The 17,940-nt window shown below is 64.7% G+C and carries 22 protein-coding genes; 2 read left to right on the forward strand and 20 right to left on the reverse strand.

What is annotated here, in order from left to right:
• Positions 1-14: 14 nt before the first annotated feature.
• Positions 15-1,085 carry a porin gene (locus AT984_RS18795; protein WP_058721411.1) on the reverse strand — a complete coding sequence of 357 codons (1,071 nt, stop codon included), beginning with the start codon at positions 1,083-1,085 and terminating at the stop codon, positions 15-17.
• 122 nt (positions 1,086-1,207) lie between these two features.
• The gene (kynU, locus tag AT984_RS18800; protein ID WP_082680176.1) at positions 1,208-2,473 is read right to left on the reverse strand and encodes a kynureninase; all 1,266 of its coding nucleotides are present in this window, start codon (positions 2,471-2,473) and stop codon (positions 1,208-1,210) included.
• A gap of 154 nt (positions 2,474-2,627) precedes the next feature.
• Between kynU and AT984_RS18805 the strand changes: the two genes are divergently transcribed.
• Positions 2,628-3,098, forward strand: coding sequence for an Lrp/AsnC family transcriptional regulator (locus AT984_RS18805; protein WP_058721412.1), 471 nt, complete (start codon positions 2,628-2,630; stop codon positions 3,096-3,098).
• A 21-nt stretch (positions 3,099-3,119) separates the two neighbouring features.
• Here the strand turns inward: AT984_RS18805 and AT984_RS18810 are convergent, their stop codons facing one another.
• From AT984_RS18810 to AT984_RS18860, 11 genes are all read right to left on the reverse strand, one after another.
• Positions 3,120-4,691, reverse strand: coding sequence for a methyl-accepting chemotaxis protein (locus AT984_RS18810; RefSeq protein WP_058721413.1), 1,572 nt, complete (start codon positions 4,689-4,691; stop codon positions 3,120-3,122).
• 250 nt (positions 4,692-4,941) lie between these two features.
• A complete protein-coding gene (locus tag AT984_RS18815) occupies positions 4,942-5,766 on the reverse strand; it encodes a sulfite exporter TauE/SafE family protein (protein ID WP_058721414.1) in 825 nt (274 codons plus the stop codon).
• Entirely contained in the window at positions 5,766-6,392 is a 627-nt protein-coding gene (locus tag AT984_RS18820; protein WP_058721415.1) for a malonic semialdehyde reductase, read from the reverse strand. Before AT984_RS18820 ends, AT984_RS18815 begins: the two co-directional genes overlap by 1 nt.
• On the reverse strand, positions 6,389-6,832 hold the full coding sequence (locus AT984_RS18825; RefSeq protein ID WP_231741464.1) for a RidA family protein: 444 nt from the start codon (positions 6,830-6,832) through the stop codon (positions 6,389-6,391). Before AT984_RS18825 ends, AT984_RS18820 begins: the two co-directional genes overlap by 4 nt.
• Entirely contained in the window at positions 6,829-7,731 is a 903-nt protein-coding gene (locus AT984_RS18830; RefSeq protein ID WP_058721416.1) for a dihydrodipicolinate synthase family protein, read from the reverse strand. The genes AT984_RS18825 and AT984_RS18830 overlap by 4 nt, the downstream gene beginning before the upstream one ends.
• Positions 7,732-7,822: 91 nt before the next feature.
• Positions 7,823-8,761, reverse strand: a complete 939-nt coding sequence (locus AT984_RS18835) for an alpha/beta hydrolase (protein ID WP_058721417.1) — start codon at positions 8,759-8,761, stop codon at positions 7,823-7,825.
• A complete protein-coding gene (locus AT984_RS18840; RefSeq protein WP_058721418.1) occupies positions 8,751-9,536 on the reverse strand; it encodes an ABC transporter ATP-binding protein in 786 nt (261 codons plus the stop codon). Before AT984_RS18840 ends, AT984_RS18835 begins: the two co-directional genes overlap by 11 nt.
• A 21-nt stretch (positions 9,537-9,557) precedes the next feature.
• Positions 9,558-10,301, reverse strand: a complete 744-nt coding sequence (locus AT984_RS18845) for an ABC transporter permease (RefSeq protein ID WP_058721419.1) — start codon at positions 10,299-10,301, stop codon at positions 9,558-9,560.
• Position 10,302: 1 nt separating this feature from the next.
• Positions 10,303-10,881, reverse strand: a complete 579-nt coding sequence (locus AT984_RS18850) for a VOC family protein (RefSeq protein ID WP_058721420.1) — start codon at positions 10,879-10,881, stop codon at positions 10,303-10,305.
• Between the two features lie 23 nt (positions 10,882-10,904).
• Positions 10,905-11,909, reverse strand: a complete 1,005-nt coding sequence (locus tag AT984_RS18855) for an ABC transporter substrate-binding protein (protein ID WP_058721421.1) — start codon at positions 11,907-11,909, stop codon at positions 10,905-10,907.
• 30 nt (positions 11,910-11,939) lie between these two features.
• Positions 11,940-12,878, reverse strand: coding sequence for a fumarylacetoacetate hydrolase family protein (locus tag AT984_RS18860; protein WP_058721422.1), 939 nt, complete (start codon positions 12,876-12,878; stop codon positions 11,940-11,942).
• A 304-nt stretch (positions 12,879-13,182) separates the two neighbouring features.
• Here AT984_RS18860 and AT984_RS18865 point away from each other — a divergent pair, with 304 nt between their 5' ends.
• Complete coding sequence (locus AT984_RS18865; protein ID WP_058722462.1) at positions 13,183-14,163, forward strand: 2-hydroxyacid dehydrogenase; 981 nt, start codon at positions 13,183-13,185, stop codon at positions 14,161-14,163.
• Between the two features lie 50 nt (positions 14,164-14,213).
• Here the strand turns inward: AT984_RS18865 and AT984_RS18870 are convergent, their stop codons facing one another.
• The 7 genes from AT984_RS18870 to AT984_RS18900 form a co-directional block, all read right to left on the reverse strand.
• On the reverse strand, positions 14,214-14,588 hold the full coding sequence (locus AT984_RS18870; protein ID WP_058721423.1) for a cupin domain-containing protein: 375 nt from the start codon (positions 14,586-14,588) through the stop codon (positions 14,214-14,216).
• 53 nt (positions 14,589-14,641) lie between these two features.
• A complete protein-coding gene (locus AT984_RS18875; protein WP_058721424.1) occupies positions 14,642-15,034 on the reverse strand; it encodes a VOC family protein in 393 nt (130 codons plus the stop codon).
• Between the two features lie 42 nt (positions 15,035-15,076).
• Positions 15,077-15,493: a hypothetical protein gene (locus AT984_RS18880; protein WP_058721425.1), complete on the reverse strand. Its 417-nt coding sequence runs from the start codon at positions 15,491-15,493 to the stop codon at positions 15,077-15,079.
• Positions 15,494-15,653: 160 nt separating this feature from the next.
• Positions 15,654-16,172 carry a nucleotidyltransferase family protein gene (locus AT984_RS18885; protein WP_197418174.1) on the reverse strand — a complete coding sequence of 173 codons (519 nt, stop codon included), beginning with the start codon at positions 16,170-16,172 and terminating at the stop codon, positions 15,654-15,656.
• 139 nt (positions 16,173-16,311) lie between these two features.
• A complete protein-coding gene (locus AT984_RS18890) occupies positions 16,312-16,758 on the reverse strand; it encodes an SRPBCC family protein (protein ID WP_058721426.1) in 447 nt (148 codons plus the stop codon).
• A 79-nt stretch (positions 16,759-16,837) separates the two neighbouring features.
• Positions 16,838-17,476 (reverse strand): GyrI-like domain-containing protein, encoded by a 639-nt coding sequence (locus AT984_RS18895; protein WP_058721427.1) that lies wholly within the window; start codon positions 17,474-17,476, stop codon positions 16,838-16,840.
• Positions 17,477-17,513: 37 nt separating this feature from the next.
• Positions 17,514-17,939 (reverse strand): hypothetical protein, encoded by a 426-nt coding sequence (locus AT984_RS18900; protein WP_058721428.1) that lies wholly within the window; start codon positions 17,937-17,939, stop codon positions 17,514-17,516.
• Position 17,940: the final 1 nt, after the last annotated feature.

Below are 17,940 nucleotides of genomic sequence, written 5' to 3' on the forward strand. Positions count from 1 at the left end.
TCCGTCAAAGTGGCTCAGAACGAGTGGCGCAGGCCGACCATATAGCCTTCGGGGTTCTCACCGGCCTTGGGCGTCAGGCCCCAGTCGATGGGGTATTCGGCGCCGGCGCTGCCGGGGGTGCCGTTGCGCACGGTGCCGTATGTGGCGTACAGCGTGGTGCGCTTGGAGAAGTGGTAGGTCGCGCCCAGCGTCACGCCGGTCGAGTCGGCCAAAGCGCCGGTCGCGTCATCGCGGCGCACCACGCTGGCGAACAGACGGATCTGGTCGTTGATGGAGATGCGCGTGCCCAGCTGCAGGCTGTTGCCGTGAGTGGCGAAGCCGACGTAGGGTGGGTAGGCGTAGTAGCCGTTGTAGTCGTGCAGGATGGCGGTGAGGTCGAACTGGCCAATGCGGTAGACGCCGGAGATATAGGTGTCGCGCGAGGTTTCGTTCTTCTTCTTGGCCTTGTCCCAGATATTGGTCTTGTTCTGGATGTCATTGGCGACGCTGAGGAACAGCGGGCCGCTCCAGTACGACGCGCCCACGCTGATGACGCGGCCGTTCTTGCTGTTGTCGCTTTCTTCCTTGCCGGCGGTGACGGTGGCGCGGACCTGGAAGCCGCCCAAGAACTTGGCCGAGTTGAAGGACACGGCATTGGACTCGCGCCAGGGCGCGTAGAACACCATCACGTTATTGACCGGGCTGTAGGCCGAGCCATAGCTCGGGTCGGCATAGCCATACAGGTTGTACGAGGACAGATTCAGGCGGCCCAGATTGATATCGCCCCAGTCCTTGTGGGCCAGCTGGATATAGGTTTCGCGCGAGTTGGCGTCCATGGCGCCGGTGTCGGGCTTGAGGATCATCTCGTGGCGGATCTTGGCCGACAGGCCGTCGCCCAGCTCTTCCTTGGCGGTGAACTCCAGGCGCGAGGTGGTCAGGCCAGCGGGGCTCACGCGGTTCAGGGTTTTGCCGCCGGAGCTGATGTGTTCCAGCGCGGCATCGACATAGCCGCTGATCGTCACTTGGGCCATGGCCGGCGCGCAGGCCAGGGACAGGGCAGCCGCAGCCAGGGCCAGCGGGGTGGGGATGGACAGGTTCTCTCGCACGGGGAATCTCCTTGGAAGGATGGGAACGTGGGGCTGCCGGGGGAGCGGAAGTGGACTAGGGAAAAGGGGGAGTGAAAGCAAGCGCAAGCAAGCGGCTGCGCGGGCGGGCGCAGCCACGGGCCTCAGGTCACGGCCTTCTTGGCCATGAACTCGGGGCTGGACCAAATGCCGCTGGCCATCACGTCTTTCAGAATCGCGACCGCCTGCCAGACATCGGCATGGCTGAGGTAGAGCGCGGCGAAACCAAAGCGCAGGATGTCGGGGGCGCGGAAGTCGCCGATCACGCCGCGCGCGATCAAGGCCTGCACGATGGCGTAGCCCTGCTCATGCGTCAGCGAAACCTGGCTGCCGCGCAGCGCGTCTTCACGCGGCGTGGCCAGGCCGAAGCCGAACCCGGCCAGTTCCTGATCGACCAGGCGGATGAACAGCGAAGTCAGCGACAGGCTCTTGGCGCGCAGCTGTTGCATGTCAACGCCGTCGAACACGGTCAGCGCCGCTTCCAGCGCGAACAAGCCCATCTGCGGCGCGGTGCCGACCAGCATGCGGTCGATGCCGGGCGCGGGCACATAGGTCTGGGTGAACTCGAAAGGCTTGGCGTGGCCGTGCCAGCCGGTGATGGGCTGACGCAGGGCCTCTTGGTGGCGGCTGGCCACAAAGGCGAAGGAAGGGGCGCCGGGGCCGCCGTTGAGGTATTTGTAGCCGCAGCCCACCGCGAAGTCCGCCTCGCAGCCGTTCAGATCGCAAGGCATGGCGCCGGCCGTGTGGGCCAGATCCCAGATCACCAGGGCGCCCACTTCATGCGCACGGCGGGTGATGGCGGCCATGTCATAGACCTGGCCGCTCTTGTAGTTGACGTGGGTCAGCGTCAGCACGGCCACGTCTTCGTTCAGGGCGGCCATCACATCGGCGGGCGCCACGGCGCGGTGCTGGGCGCCGGTCAACTCGGCCACGCCGGAGGCCACATAGGCGTCGGTGGGGAAGTTGCCGTTTTCGCCCAAGATGATCTTGCGGCCCGGGCGCATGCGCAGGGCGGCGACCAGCAGCTTGAACAGATTCACCGAGGTGGAATCGGCCACGATCACTTCATTGGCTTGCGCACCAATCAGGCTGGAGATGCGCGCGCCCACCCGCTGCGGGGCGGGGTACCAGTCGGCATCGTTCCAGCTGCGGATCAGGCCGACGGCCCATTCCTGCTCAATGGCCTGCTTCATGCGGGCCGGCACCGCGGCGGGCATGGCGCCCAGCGAATTGCCGTCCAGATAAATCACACCCTCGGGGATGGTGAACAGGGCGCGGCGCGCGGCCAGCGGGTCTTGGGCGTCCAGCGCCAGGCAATGCGCCTCGCTCAGTGCCAGGGCTTGCGTTTCGATCGGAGGGTGGGAACTCATGATGGGTACTTCTGTTGTCTGTATGTGGTCACGTGCATATGTATACACAGAGGTCACTCTATGTTCTGTGTGACGCATTTGTTACCTTGCTAACCCTACCCACCGCGATTTGGGGTAAATTCAACCCGCAAACATTTGAAAAGCGGATTTACTTATGCAAATCGAGATCGACGCGACCGATCGGCAGTTGCTCAAAGCCCTACAAGACAACGCCCGCCTCACCACCGGCGAGCTGGCCGCGCTGGTGGGCATGTCGCAATCGCCCTGCTGGCGGCGGGTCAAACGCCTGGAAGATGCCGGCTTGATCGTGGGTTATCAGGCCCGGCTGGATCGCCGCGCCCTGGGTTACGGCGTGATGGCTTTTGTGACTATCAGCATCGACAGCCAGAACGAAGACCATTCGCTGGAATTCGAGCGCGCGGTGCGCGACATCCCCGAGGTGGTGATGTGTCACGGCGTCTCCGGCCCCGAGGACTTTGTGCTGGTGGTGGTGTCGCAAGACCTGGACAGTTATTCGCAGCTGATGCAAACCAAGCTGCGCCCGCTGCCGGGGGTGAAGATGATGCGCACCAGCTTCTCGATGCAAGAGGTCAAGGGCTTGGATGGCATGCCTATGCCGGGCTGAGCGCTGCCCGGCCCCGGCGCCTTAGTGCTCGGCCCTGAACACCCCGATGGCTTCAGATAGGCGCTGTGCTTGCTCGCGCAGCGACTGTGCCGCGGCCGCTGATTCCTCCACCAGCGCCGCGTTCTGCTGCGTCATCTGATCCAGCTGTGTGACCGCACCGTTGACCTGCGAGATGCCGTCGCGCTGCTCCAGCGCGCCCGCGGCGATCTCGGCAATCAAGTCGTTCACACGGCGAACGCTGCCCACGATGTCTTGCATCGCCGCACCGGTTTGCGCCACCAGTTGCGCACCGGTTTCGACCCGCTCCACCGAGACGCCGATCAGCGCCTTGATCTCACGCGCCGCGCCCGCGCTGCGCTGGGCCAACGCCCGCACTTCGGAGGCCACCACCGCAAAGCCACGCCCCTGCTCGCCAGCGCGGGCCGCCTCCACGGCCGCGTTCAGGGCCAGGATATTGGTCTGGAAGGCGATGCTGTCGATCACCCCGATGATGTCGCCGATCTTGCGTGAGCTCTCGGTGATCTGGCTCATATTGCCCTCCACCTGGGCCACCACCTCGCCGCCACGCGTGGCCGCTGCCACGGCCGAGGTGGCGAGCTGATTGGCCGCGCGCGCCGTGTCGGCGGAATGGCCGACGGTGGCCGTCAGTTCTTCCATTGAGCTGGCGGTTTGCTGCAGATTGGAAGCCGTCTGCTCGGTGCGTGCGCTCAGGTCGTGGTTGCCGGTGGCAATCTGGCTGGAGGCGGTGGCCACCGATTCGATGCCTTGCTTGACCTCACCCACCACGCCACGCAACTGCAGCACCATGCGGTCCATCGCGCCCAGCAAGAGGCCGAACTCGTCACGCCGCCGCGACTGCGCCCGCGCGCTCAGATTGCCGCCGGCAATCTGCTCGGCCACCGCCATGGCCTGGGCCAGGGGGCGCTGAATCGAGCGAATCAAGACCAGCGCGCCGCCCACCAAGGCCAGCACGTTCAGCGCCACAAACAGCCACACCAAGCGGGTCATGGTCTTGTGCTGCGTGGCTTCAATCGCCTGCGTTTCACGCTTGGCGATGGCCTGCTGTTCGGCAAATGCGCGCAGCGACTTCATGTACACGGCCACGGCGGGGCTGAAGCCCTCCGTCATTTCCTGGCGCGCCGCATCCGCATCCGTGCGCTTGAGGGCGCGCAGCTTGGCCAGTGAGTCCAGCATGGTCTTGCGCGTGGCGGCCACCTCGGCCAGCAGGCGGCGGTCTTGCTCATTCAGCGGCATCGCGTCGATGCTCTTTTTGACCTCGATGACTTCGGCCGTGACGCTGGCGATCTCGTCTTTGAACAAAGCCTCCAGCGCCGGCTCGCTGCTGGCCGCGCTGGCCTGGATGCGAACCACATTGGCGGCGGTGAGCGTCAGCCAGCGGTTAGCGGCTGCCTGCTTGGCATCCATCAACGCGGTGGCTTCGTCCGAGGCGGCTTGCAACTGAGCGCTGCGCAGGGCGGAAAATCCGGTCGAGGCCAATAAGGCCAGGATGGTCGCCGCCACGGCGGCCCACAGCCGGAAGGCCACGCTGTGGCGGCCAAGCTTGGCAGTCAGGGGGAGGTCAGAAGAGGTCATGGATGGATTTGTGTTTGTATCCGAAGTGCAATTCATGCATACATGAGAATAGGTCATGTTTATGTGTGGAGGCATCGGCCTGAAGCGCTGGCGCCCGGCCGAGCGGGGCGGCGCAGTGTGAAGGGGCCGCTTTCCGGTAATCCTGCGCAGACCGGCGGCTGCGCTCCCGCGCGGCTGTTGCCAAATCTGCCTCAGGGTAAATACGTGGCGCAGCAGCTGTGGTGGCAGTTGCCGCCGCGCCCGCTGGCGCTCAGGCCAGCAAGCTCCACAGCATGCGCAGGCCCAGGCCTAGCAGCAGCAGCGCGAACACCTGCTTGAGCCGCGCCACCGGCAAGGCATGCGCCAGCTTGGCGCCCAGCGGCGCGGTCAGCACGCTGGCACCCGCCAGGCCCAGCAGCGCGGGCAGGTAGACGTAGCCCAGGCTGAACGGAGGCAAGACCTGACTCTTCTGAGCCGCATGCAGGCCGTTGAGGATGTAGCCCGCGCTGCCCGCCAGGGCGATCGGAAAGCCCAGCGCCGCCGAGGTGGCGATGGCGCGGTGGATCGGCACCGAGCACCAGCTCATGAAGGGCACGGCGACCGAGCCGCCGCCTATGCCCACCAAGCTGGAAAACACGCCGATGGCGCCGCCGGCCGCATGCAGGCCGGCTGGCCCGGGCAGCTCACGGCTGGCCTTGGGGCGTGCGTTCAGCAGCATTTGCACACCAACGTAGAGGCTGAAGGCGACGAACACCGCCTTCAGCGCCGGGGTGGACAAGCGGCCCGCCACCACCGTGCCGGCCAAGGTACCCAGCAGCAAGCCCGGTGCCATGCGCCGCACCAGCGCCCAGTCGACGGCGCCCCGCAGATGGTGGGCGCGCACGCTGGAAATCGAGGTGAACACGATGCTGGCCAAGGAGGTGCCCAGCGCCAGGTGCGCCAGATGCGCCGCACTGGCGCCCTGCGCGCCGCCCCAGGGCAGGGTGGGAAACACCAGCAGCAAGAGCGGCACGATGACGATGCCGCCGCCCACGCCCAGCAGCCCGGCCAGTACGCCGGCGCCGGCACCTATTGCAAGATAGAGGGCGAGTTCCATCACAACACCTGGCAGGCTTCGGTGAAGCTCAGGCGCGGCAGGCGTTCGAACACGCCGGTGGGGTCGCCGTAGCCCAGATTGCAGATGAAGTTCACCGTCACGTCTTCGTCCGCAAAAGCTTCGTGCTTGGCGAAGAACTCCGCGCTCACTGCTGCCGCGTTGAAGCCCGACATCGGCCCCACATCCAGCCCCAGGCCGCGCGCGGCCAGCATCAGGTAGGCGCCTTGCAAGGTGGCATTGCGCTGCGCGGTGCTGGCGGCCAGATCCGCATCGGCATCAAACAGTTTGCGGGCCTCGGGGCGGTGGGGAAAGAGCTGGGGCAGGCGCGCCTGAAAGCGTTGCGCCGTGCCGATCAGCACCGTCACCGGCGCGCTGCGGGTCTTGTCCACATTACCGGGGGAGAGCAGGGGCAGCAGGCGCGCACGCGCTGGCTCGCTGCACACAAACACCAGCCGCGCGGGCGAGCAATTCATGCTGGTCGGGCCCATCTTCATCAGCTCGTAGAGCTGCGTCAGCAGGGCCGGTGCCACCGGCTTGTCCAGCCAGCGGCTCTGGCTGCGCGCCTGGCGCAGCAGCAGGTCCCAGGCATCGTCATTCAAAACAGGGCGGCTTGTCGTCTGATTCATATCGCAGCTCCCAAGCAGGCAGTGGCGGTGATCTCGACGCGCATATGCGGGTGCGGCAACTGGTGCACGGCCACGGTGGTGCGGGCCGGGCCGTTGCGGGCGTCGAAGAACTCGGCATAAGCGGCGTTGTAGGCGGCGAAGTCGCGCATATCGGTGAGGTAACACGTCAGGCTGACGCAGTCCTGCAAGCTGGCGCCCTGGCTGAGCAGCGCAGCGCGAATCTTCTCGATCACGACACGGGTTTGCAGGGCCACGTCGATTTGAAGCTCGCCATCGTCCGAGTGCGTCACGCCGGCGCAGCCGCCGTCGGCCTGGCGGGCGCTCATGCCGGAGACAAAGAGCCAGTCGCCGTGACGGCGCAGCGTTGGGTAGGCGCCCAGCGGCGCCAGCGGCTCGGCCTGGGCTAGTCCTTGCTCGGTGTCCATGGTGGGCGCGCTCATGCCAGCTTGAAGTCAATCGCCTGCAGCGCCGCATGCAGGGCGCTGGACTGCTCGGCGCTGAGCCCCGTCAGCGGCGGGCGCACGCGCTGCCAGGCCGGGTCGTCCAGGTCTTTGGCGATCACTTCCTTGAGCGCCGCAATCATCGGGAAGCCCTGCACGATCTTGCGCAGCTGGTCCACTTCCGCTTGCAGGGCGGGGCCTTCGGCGCTGTGCCAGGCCTGTACCAGCTGGCTGATGCGGGCCGGGTTGATATTGACCGTGGCGGAGATGCAGCCGCGCGCGCCCAGCGGCCGGGTGCGGGAGATGAAGCTCTCGGAGGCCGGGAAGATTTCCAGCTCGGGGAAGCGTTCCAGCATGGCGGCCAGATTGTCCCAATCGCCCGAGCTGTCCTTGATGCCGACCACGGTGCCGGGGAAGTCTTTCAGCAAGCGGGCGATCACGCCGTGGGTGATGGGCACGCCGCTCAGCGCGGGGATGTGATACAGATAGACCTTCAGGCGGGCGTCGCCCACGCGGGCAATCACATCCGCATACCAGGCGTAGAGGCCGTCGTCGCTGATGCCTTTGTAGAAGAAGGGCGGCAGCATCAACACGCCTGCGCAGCCGAGTTCCACCGCATGGCGGCTGAGTTCGGCGGCCTCGCCGGCCGAGCAGGCGCCGGTGCCGGGCAAGAGTTTGGCGGGCGGAATGCCAGCGGCCACCAAGGCCTCCAGCAGCGCGCGGCGCTCGGCCAGAGTCAGGGAATTGGCCTCGCTATTGGTGCCGAAGGGTGCCAGGCCTGCGCCTTGGGCGACCAGCCAGCGCGCATGGGCGATGAAGCGGGTGGTGTCGGGGCTGCCGTCGGCAGCGAATGGGGTAACGACGGGCGCAAACGCGCCGGTCAAGCCGGTGGTGACCATAGTGACTCCTGAGAGTGGTGAGATGAGTGGGGCTGCTGCAGCGGCCCTGGCCGCTCAGCGCCGCGCGCCTGCTGGGGCGCGCAAGACGCCGCTAGGACGGCCTGGGCTGTGCCGGCGAGAGCCGGCGGGCAAAGTCCAGCAATTGCTGGCCAAAGCGCTCGTCATCGCTGCCGCTGTCGAGGTGGGCAACGATGGAGGTGTGGTTATGCGCGGGCACGCAAATCAGCGGCGGGATGCGGCCCTGCGCCAGGCCCACGCGGTGGCAGAACTCGGCTGCGTAAACGTCCAGCCAGGGGTTCTCAAACTCCGCCACGGCCAGCAGCGTGGGCACATCCAGGCGTGCCGCATGGCTGACGGGAGACTGCGCCTCCAGCGTGGCTGCGTCCTCGCCGAAATAGGCGCGCACGCCGTGGGCATTGGGGTTGTCGGCGCGGGTGTCGGCGCGCAGGCGGGCGCTGATCAGCACGGCGGCGGCCACCGGCGGGCGCTGGCCTTGCAGGCGCGGGTCACACAGCAAGCTGGCCACATGCGAGCCGCCGGCGGAATGGCCGATCAGCAAGAGGCGCTGCGGGTCGGCCCGCCAGTCTGCGGCCAGTGCCTGCACCTGGCGCAGCGCTGCGGCCACGTCTTCGGCGCCGGCGGGAAAGGGCGCTTCGGGGGCCAGGCGGTATTCCACATTGACGCCCACAAAGCCATGGCGGGCGAAGAAGCGCAGCACATTGCCGTAGACCTGCTCATTGCTATTCATCTGCCCGCGCACAAAGGCGCCGCCATGCACGAAGACCACGAGGGGCCGCAGCGCAGTGCTGGGCTCCAGCGGCAAATCAGGCGGCAGATAGACATCCATCACCTGGCGCGGATGCGGGCCGTAGGCAATGGCGCGCTCGATCTGCAGGCCGGGCAGCGGCCGGGCCGCCAGCAGCGGGGTGTAGCAGCGCACGACGGCGTCGCGGTGGGCATTGATGTCCTCGGCCCAACGCGGGCCGATGCGGCGCAGCAGCTCGGCCGCGGAGAGGCCCTCAGTGATCATCTTTGAAGACCCCCATCAGGCTGGACAGCTCGGCGATGTACTCGCCGTAGCGGGGGTTCTCTTTGATCGACTCGGGGCGGCGCGGGCGTGGCAGGTCGATGGTCAGCTCCTTGACCACACGCCCGGGCCGGCCCGACATCACCAGCACCCGGTCCGACAGAAACACCGCCTCGGCGATCGAATGCGTCACCAGCAGCACGGTCTGGCGCTGCTCTTGCCAGATGCGTAGCAGCTCGACATTGAGGCGGTCGCGCGTCAGCGCATCCAGCGCGCCGAAGGGCTCGTCCATCAGCAAGATTTCGGGGTCCAGGGCCAGGATCTGGCCGATGGCCGCGCGCTGGCGCATGCCGCCGGAAAGCTGGTGGGGGTGGTTCTGCTCAAAGCCCTTGAGCCCCAGCATATCGGTCAGCTGAGCCAGCTTAGGCGCCCACACCGACTCCGGCATTTTGCGCAGCTTGGCGCCCAGCGCCATATTGTCTTGAACCGTGAGCCAGGGCAGCATATTGCTGCTTTGGAACACCACGCCGATCTCCGGGCTGGGCCCCTGCACCGCGCGGCCGTTGACGGCTACCGTGCCGCCCTGATAAGGCGTTAGGCCGGCAACGATGCGCAGCAAAGTGCTCTTGCCGCAGCCGCTGGGGCCGAGGATGGAGACGAACTCATGCGCGCCTATGCTGAGGTCCACCGCTTCCAACGCCTTGACCTCATGCTTGCCGGCAAAGGTCTTGAGTACCTGGCGGACTTCGATGACCGCACTTGACGAATCCTTGGACATGACAACCCTGTGTTGAAGCGTTCAGTAGGAAATGCCGCGCCACCAAACGGCGCGCGCCAGCCGCTCGACCATGCCGTAGAGGAACACCGACAGCGCGGTGATCACCAGAATGGCGGCGAACATCAAATCGGTTTGCGCATTGGCCGTGGCCAGGGTGATCAGATGGCCCAGGCCCGCTTCGGCCCCGATGAACTCACCCACGATGGCGCCGATCACGGCCAGGGGCATGGCGATCTTGATGCCGTCGACGAAGGCGGGTAGGGCCGAGGGCATCTGCAAGCGCCAGAAGCGGTCCCAGCGCGAGGCGCCGAGGGCATGGAAATGCTCATCCAGATGGATAGGCACATTCGACATGCCGCCCAGCGTGGCCACCACCACCGGGAAGAAGGCGAAGAGAAACGTCGCCGCCACCTTGGAGCCCAGGCCGTAGCCGAACCAGACGATCATCAGCGGCGCCAGCGCGATCTTGGGCATGCTTTGCAGCGCGGTGATCAGCGGGTAAAGCGTGCGGCGGGCCAGCGCGCTGAGGTGAATCAACACGCCCAGCAAGATGCCGCCCACCACCGCCAGGCTGAAGCCCAGCAGCACCTCGACCGTGGTGACCCAGGTCTCGGCCAATAGCATCTGCCTGGCCTCCCAGCCGGCTGCCAGCACGGCCGACAACGGCGGCAGCAAATAGCGGCGCACGCCCAGGGCGCTGACGCCGTATTCCCAGAACGCGGCCAGCAGGCCCCAGAAGATCAAGGACTCGAGTGCGCGCTTCATCTCACTCGCCGTCCTTTTTCTTGCTGTCGGCGCTGGCGCCTTGCTTGGCCGCCACCACGGCGGCCGGCGGCGGCACCACGAAGCGGGCGAAGCGCCATTGGTCGAAAGAGTCGATATTGCGCTCCCACACCTTGGCCTCGTAGGGTTGGCTGGGGCTGATCTGGGTCATCTCGCAATACAGCTCGACGTTATTGCCGTCCGGGTCTTTGAAGACCAGGAACAGGTTCTCGCCCGGGCCATGCTTGCCGATGCCGCGCACGATCTCCACGCCATGGGCTTGCAGCACCTTCACGGCGCGTTCCATCTCGGCCAGGTCATCGACTAGGTAGGAGAAATGCTCCATGCCGGGCCGGTCATAGCGCGGCGCTTCGTTCATGCCGGCCGAGCCAGCGGGGATTTGCGCCAGCGCCAGATCATGGTGGTCGCTGCCGGCGCGCAGAAAGACCATCTGGTCGCTGATCCAGTCCGACACTTCCAGGCCCAGGATCTCGGTGTAGAAGTGCACGGACTTGTGGATGTCCCGCACCATCAACACCAGGTGCCCGAGCTTGCGCGGTTTGATCTTCTCGATTGTGTTCATTGCTGCTCCTGCGGGGCGCCGACTCAGTCGACGATGAAGCGGTTGGTGTAGACCTCGCCGCCGCGCACGGCGGCGGTGACGTTGAAGGCCTTTTTGGAGAATTCGATGGTGCCGTGCATGCGGTCGGCGCGGATGTAGCCGAGCTTGGCGTTGTCGGCCCCAGGGTCGCTGATGATCTCCAGCGTCTCTTTGATCTGCTGCAACAAGATCGGCTTGGCGATCAGCTTGTTGCTGGCGGCGATCAAGTCCACGGCCTCCTCGGGGTTCTTGCGCATGTAGTCGTAGCCGCGATACGTGGCGGTGACGAAGCGTTTGACCAGATCCGGGTTGCTCTGCACCAATTGCTCGCTGGTGACGATGCCGTTGCCGTAGATGTTCAGATTGAAATCGCGGTAACGCAGGGCGGCGAGTTGCTTGCCTTCGCGCCGCACCAGGGCTTCCAGCAAGGGCTTGTTGGCGCCTTCCCAGCATTCGGCCAGGTCCACCTTGCCTTCCAGAAAGCTGGGGTTGATGACCGCTGGGTCCAGGCGCAAGAGCTTGAGGTGCGTGGCGGGTAGGCCGTTGGCCTGCAGCCAGGCGGGAACCAGGTTTTGCAGCGGTGAGGACGCGCCGCCGCCCACGCTCATGCCTTTGATGTCAGCCAGCTTAGGCGTCTTGCTGAGCTTGCCTGGCACATAGCAAAGCGCACCCGGCCACTGGGTGTTGATGGCGCCCACCATCACCGTCTTGCCGCCGTTGGCGCGGTTGAGCATGACGCTGATCGGGTCGCCGTAGCCGAACTCGAACAAGCCCTGGTCAATCTCATTGACCGTGCGCTGGCCGCCGTAGCCGCGCTGGGTTTGCACCTCCAGGCCGGCCTCGGCGTAAAAGCCTTTGGCGGCGGCCACCAGCACCCCGCCGGTGCTGCCTTGCGGCAGCCAGGCGAGGTTGAACTTGACCTTGTCCAGGGCATGCGCGGCATTGCCGCCCAAGGCCGCGCAAAGCACGGCAGCGGTGGCCGCGAGGCGGCGCCAGAGAATCTTGGCCATGGTCGAAAAGCTCCTGAAACGAGGGTTGGATCAGCCCGCCACCACCCGGTTGCGGATGCTGCCGATCTGGTCAATGCTGGCCTGCATCACATCGCCGGGCTGCAGAAAGCGGCCGCGTGCCATGCCCACGCCGGTGGGGGTGCCGGTGGCGATCAAGTCGCCGGGTTTGAGCGTCAGCATCGAGGAGAGGTAGGCGATCTGCTCTGCGATATTGAAAATCATCCCCTCGGTGCTGTCGTCTTGCATGGTCTCCTCGTTCACGGTCAGCCGCATGCGCAGCTTCTGCGGCTCGGCGATGCATTCTCGCGGCACCAGCCAGGGACCCATGGGGCCGAAGGTGTCGAAGCTCTTGCCGCGGAACCAGTCGTGGGTGAATGGGAAGTCGCTGCGGCGGTTCAAATCGCGGGCGCTGATGTCGTTGAAGACGGTGTAGCCGGCGATGACCTCGTAGGCCTGCTCGACGCTGACATGGCGGCATTCCTTGCCGATCACTACGCCCAGCTCAACCTCCCAGTCCAGCTTCTCGGTATTGGCGGGCTTGACCACATCTTCCTCGGTGGCCACCACGCTGGTGTCGGCCTTCATGAAGACATAGGGCGCGCTTTCGCTGCGCGGGGCCAGCTTGGTGCCCATCTCCTTGGCATGCTCGGCGTAATTGGAGGCGGCACCGAAGATGCGGCCGGGCCGGTAGGGTGTGCACAGGCGATAGCTTTGCTCCGCCAGGGGCTTGATCTCGCCGCTGGCGGCCAGGCTCAGTGCCTTGGCGGCCAGGGCGGCAATGGCGGGGGCGCTTTGGGGCCAGTCCGCAATGGCGGCTTGCGTGCCAGTCAGAAAAGGCTTGAGTTCCGGCGCCTCACTGAGGCCGCTGGCTTGCGCCACCACGGTGGCATCAAAAAGCCGGTCATTCAGCACCAGGGCCGGGCGTTGGCCGTGGCCGTTGTCATAGGAAGCAAGGGCGTACCAGGTCACAGGGATTCCTTTGTCATTTGACTGCAGCCAGCGAGGTGTTTGCTGTGCTATGTGCATACAATATCATCATCATGTATACATAACAAGTGATCTAGGGTAAGAACTTATCCGTCAATCGTCGGGCCAGAGGATGGCGCTGCGATTTGGGCGCAGGGCAAGGCGCAAACCGCAGCGATACCCGCTGGTATCGCGAGGATTTGCAACGCGGGCCTGGGTTCAAATCGCCAGCAAGCCGACCCCGACGATTGACGGATAAGTTCTAAGTCCTGGGATGCACTGTTTGTTCACCCCGGAGCGCCAAGCCATGACCGTGTCAACCCCACCTCTGCGTCCTCATCTGCGTCCTCATCTTCTGGTCTTGATTCCGCTGCCGCCAGCTTTTGTGCAGCGCCTGGCCGAGCAGTACGAACTCAGCTATGAGCCCAAGGGCCTTAGCAGCGCGCGCTGGGAAGAATTGGCGCTGCGCCACACGCCTGCGGTGCTGACCAATGGCAGCACCGGCTTGAGCGAGGCGCAGATGCGCGCGCTGCCGGGCTTGGGCCTGGTGTGCTCCTTCGGCGCAGGCTATGAGTCCATTGACCTGGCCGCCGCCCAGGCCCTGGGGCTGGCCGTGACGCATGCGCCGGGCGTCAACAACGCCACCGTGGCCGACCACGCCCTGGCCTTGATGCTGGCCCTGGCGCGCGGCCTGGCGCCGCTGGACCGGGCCGTCAAGGCGGGCCTGTGGGAGCAAAGCCGGGCCGAACGGCCCACGCTCAACCGTGGCCGCTTGGGCCTGATCGGCATCGGCAATATCGGCCAGCAAATCGCCCGCCGGGCAGCGGCCTTTGATATGCAGATCGGCTATCACAGCCGCCAGCCCCGGCCTGAGCTGCCGTACCGCCACTTTGCCGATGTGCAAAGCCTGGCCGCTGAGTCTGACTTTCTGGTCCTGGCCTGCCCGGGCGGCGCCGCCACGCGCCATTTAGTCAATCGCCCGGTGCTGCGCGCGCTCGGGCCTCAGGGCTTTGTGGTCAATGTGGCGCGTGGCAGCGTGCTGCACACGGGGGATCTGATCGAGGCCTTGCGTGCCGGTGAAATCGCCGGTGCCGGACTCGATGTGCTGGAAGGCGAACCGCAGGTGCCCGAGGCCCTGCTCAGCATGCATCAGGTGCTGCTGAGCCCGCATATCTCGGGCCGCTCACCCGACGCGCAGCGCGCTCAGATGGCTGGCCTAACAGCTAATCTAGACGCCTTCTTTGCGGGCCAGCCTTTGCCCACGCCGGTGCCGGAAATGACGCGCTAGGGCAAGGCAAATGCCAGGGCCGGTCATACCGGCCACGCAGGCCAATTCATTCAGGCGCTGGCTTCATAAATCACAAAGCGCTTGCAGGAGCTTTCAATCACCTCCCAGCTGCCCACAAAGCCGCGCGGCATCACAAAGCTTTCGCCCGCCTTGACGGTGACGCTGTGGCCCTCATCGCTGCAGATCACGCTCACGCCTTCGAGCATGTGGCAGTACTCTTCCTCGGTGTAGTTGACCCGCCATTTGCCTGGCTCGCTGCGCCAAATCCCGGCCATGAATTGCCGGCTCGGGTCGGTGTACTGCAGCCACAGGGTTTGCTTGGGGTTGCCGGCAATCAGCTTCTCTGGCGCGAGGTAATACTCTTCAGCCTTCGTATCGGCCGGGGCGCTGGTGTTGTCGAGCTTGAGGACTTGGGGCTTGGACATGATGGCTTGGCGAGCGTGATCGATGAATGAGGGGAATCCGTTTGAATGCGGATTTAGGCCGCAGGTTCACGCAGCTGGAACACATTGCCTTCGGGGTCGAAGCCGTCGCAGGCCCTGAAACCCCGCGCCGTCCATTCCTGCGCGGCTGGACCCAGCTGTCCGCCGAGCGTCGCGGCCTTGGCGCGTGCTTCAGCAAGGCTGGTGACCGGCAGGCAGATCTTGATGGGGGTTTGGTCCCTGATCTCAGGCGGTTGGCTGATCGTGAAGCTCTCGGCAATGGATTGTGGGATGCCGTGAATGACGAGCTGAAAGCCCGCGTCATCCAGCACCACATGGGCTGCGTCACGGTGTACTTCCCTCATCGCCACCACCTCGCGGTAGAAGCGTGTCATGGCTTCAACATCTTTGGCGAAGACGACGGCGCTGGGTTTGGGGCGTGTGTTCATGAGGGTATGGCCTGAAAGAGAGGGTGGCTGAGCACGAGGGCCTCAAGGCTTCTCTGCATCAACTTTCGCCTTGGCTTTTGAATCAACAAAGGCCGAGGCGCCGAAATAGAAGGCCACCACCACGCTCGTCACGGTGGTGAAGCTGCTGAGCATGGTCTCGGTGATCGGCGGTAGCTTCTCAACGCTTTTGATAAAAAAGGCCACCAGGCCGACCAGCACGAGGTACTGAACAATCACGGCAGCGGCGATGGCCTGGCGCAAGCGCTCGTTGTAATCCCCGGCCGTGCCGGCCAATCCGCTGCGCCTGTCGGTGAGCAGCGCAAAGAATGTGATCACGCCCGCCGCCGGCGTGCAAAAAGCCAGCGGCGCGGGGTTGCCGAGATAACGCACCAAGGCCAGGGACCCCACGATCATGATCAGAATGATCGACGCGACGATGTAGTTCCGGTGCAGCTTCATGGCGACTCCTGAGGGGCATGGATGGCCGAGGGTGAGTTGCGTCGCGACGCGTCCTAGCCATCACAGACACCCGATAGTATCGGCAGCACAAAGTCGCGGTCCACTTGGGTGAGTGTCAAGGCATTGGCAAGCCGCTTGAATGCATGACTAGCCTGCATCCTCACAAAGCTAGGACAGTGACGCGCGGCCAGCGCTCCTTGTAGCGCTTTTCCTGCACCCTGGCGCGATAGGTCTCCAGGCTCACGCGCCTGGGATTGCGTTGCACGCGCATCGCGAACAAATCGTCCAGGCCGTGCGGGGCGATGACTTGAATTTGGTCATCAGCGTCCAGGCTGACGCCGACCGATGTGGCGAACTCTGGCCACGTCGCAATCGCGTCTTCCAGCGACTGCAGCGGCTCAACGGCATGGCCAAAGTAGCTCTCGAACCAGGTGTGGACTAAAGCCTGGTTGGTGACCTCCCAGGGCAGGCCCGGCGCAAGCTCCTGCTGTAGCCGGCCTTGCAGTTCTTGGTCCAGGCCAGGGGTGGCCTCGGGGTCGAAGAAGGCCAGGTCGATATCGGTGAGGGCCGATGGATTTTGGTAGCCATGCAAGTCATCCCAGACCAAATTCCTGATCGCCCCTGCACCGATGCACCAGGACTCCAACCCAAGTGAGCGCGCCGCTCTCAAGGCTGGCATCAGCCAGCCGGATTGGGCGACGATGTGAAGCAGGGCCTGATGGTGTTGTGATGGCGGCGTTGTTGCGGGCATGCGAAGCGTAGACAAAGGAATGCTGAGTGGACGGTCTGCCCGCCATGCCGGCAAGGCCATGCAGTGCTCAGCCCGGAATTTCAGGCTCAACCAAGCTTGCCAGCTGCGCCAATGACTCCTGCCAGCCGAGGTAGCACATCTCCAGCGGAATCATGGCCGGGATGCCGCTCTGCGCGATGCTCAGTGCGGTGCCGCAGATCACGGGCTTGAGCGTGACCAGCACCTCCATGACGCCAGGCATGTTCGGATCGTCAAATTTGTCGGTGTACCGGATCCGTTCGTGCGGCACCAGTTCCAGATACTCGCCGCCAAAGGCGTGCCCGCTGCCGTTTGAGAAATTCTGGAAGGACATCCGGAATGTGCCGCCCACACGCGCATCCATGTGGTGCACCGTGCAGGTGAAGCCGTAAGGCGGCAGCCATTTGGCCATGGCGCCGGCTTCGAGGAAGGCGCGGTAGACCTTCTCGGGCTTGGCGCGCAATACCCGGTGAAGGCGCACGGTTTGCTCGGACATCTGAAAACTCCTTGGTGCTTAGTGCGGCTCGTTGTTTCTGTGCTCTCTATGGCTGCGCATCAGGCTGATGTGATGCCCGCTACACAGGGCGCTTGGGCCCACTTTGTAGCATCGGCTGACGAATGATTGTTTTCCAATTCTTCGGGTCTGCACGACGAATATCGCTCAGGTAGATCTCATGGTGTTTGCCGCTTCGGCCCGAACGTTCATCGATGTAGGCATGCAGCCGTTCGATGCTGGGGCCTTCCTCCGTGAATGGGCCGATGTGCAGCAATTGCGCGCAAACGCCTTCGGTGAAGCGGGCAACTCGCAGGCGGTCAATGGCCGGCAGGGCTTTCTTCTGGCGCACTTGTTCCATGGCCTCGGCAAGCACGTCATTGGTGACGAACTCGGGCTGCATGATCATCATGGTCCACTTCCAGCGGGCTCGATCGTTTGTGCTGAATGCCGCCATGTCATCGGCCCACCAAAGCCCTTCAAGTGGCATGACTGCATAGTCAATGGCTTGTGGCCCCTTCTTGAGCATGAACTTCGCGGTGTAGGAAACGGTGAACAAAGCCTCCACCGCTTGCGCATAGCCTGGCGACGTATTCGGGTCGCCCTGACCGTCGACCATGAGGTAGTTGAGCGCAGGGACATCAAGCTCAACGATGGCCTTGGCCGATGCTTGGTAAAGCTGCTTGAGCTCCGGGCTCTTCTTCAAATCGATTTTCACCATGGTGCCGGTGCTCTAACTGTTGGGTGGCGGGGTGATCTTATGCCGGCATGATGACGAAAAACCCACCCGCGAACGTCACCGACAAGAGCCCGATGCTGCCCAGCGCAAGCAAGAGGCATGAAGAAAGCCACAGCTCAGGCCAAGTGCCAATCTCCGCCTTCGGACCGTGGCCAGCTCGCTCGACCAAGAGCACTGGCACGACTTGCTCTAGTGCCGGTGCGGAGCTTGAAGCAATGGCAACAGCGCTGCGCAGTTCCACGCGCTGGCCTGTCGCAAGCGCGAACTCCACACGGTAGTAGCGCATGGAACGGCCGTAACGGCGGTAGCGCCATTCGCTGACGACGCGGCCCTGAACGCTTTTCGCGCGCCAGACAAAAGCGAGCTGCCGGGCGGCTGACAGCAGCCCCGCCAAGAGCACAGAAAGTGCGAGCAGAGCGAGGCTGATGAGGACTGCGTGGACCACC

Source organism: Paucibacter sp. KCTC 42545, assembly GCF_001477625.1.
Classification (GTDB): domain Bacteria; phylum Pseudomonadota; class Gammaproteobacteria; order Burkholderiales; family Burkholderiaceae_C; genus Paucibacter_A.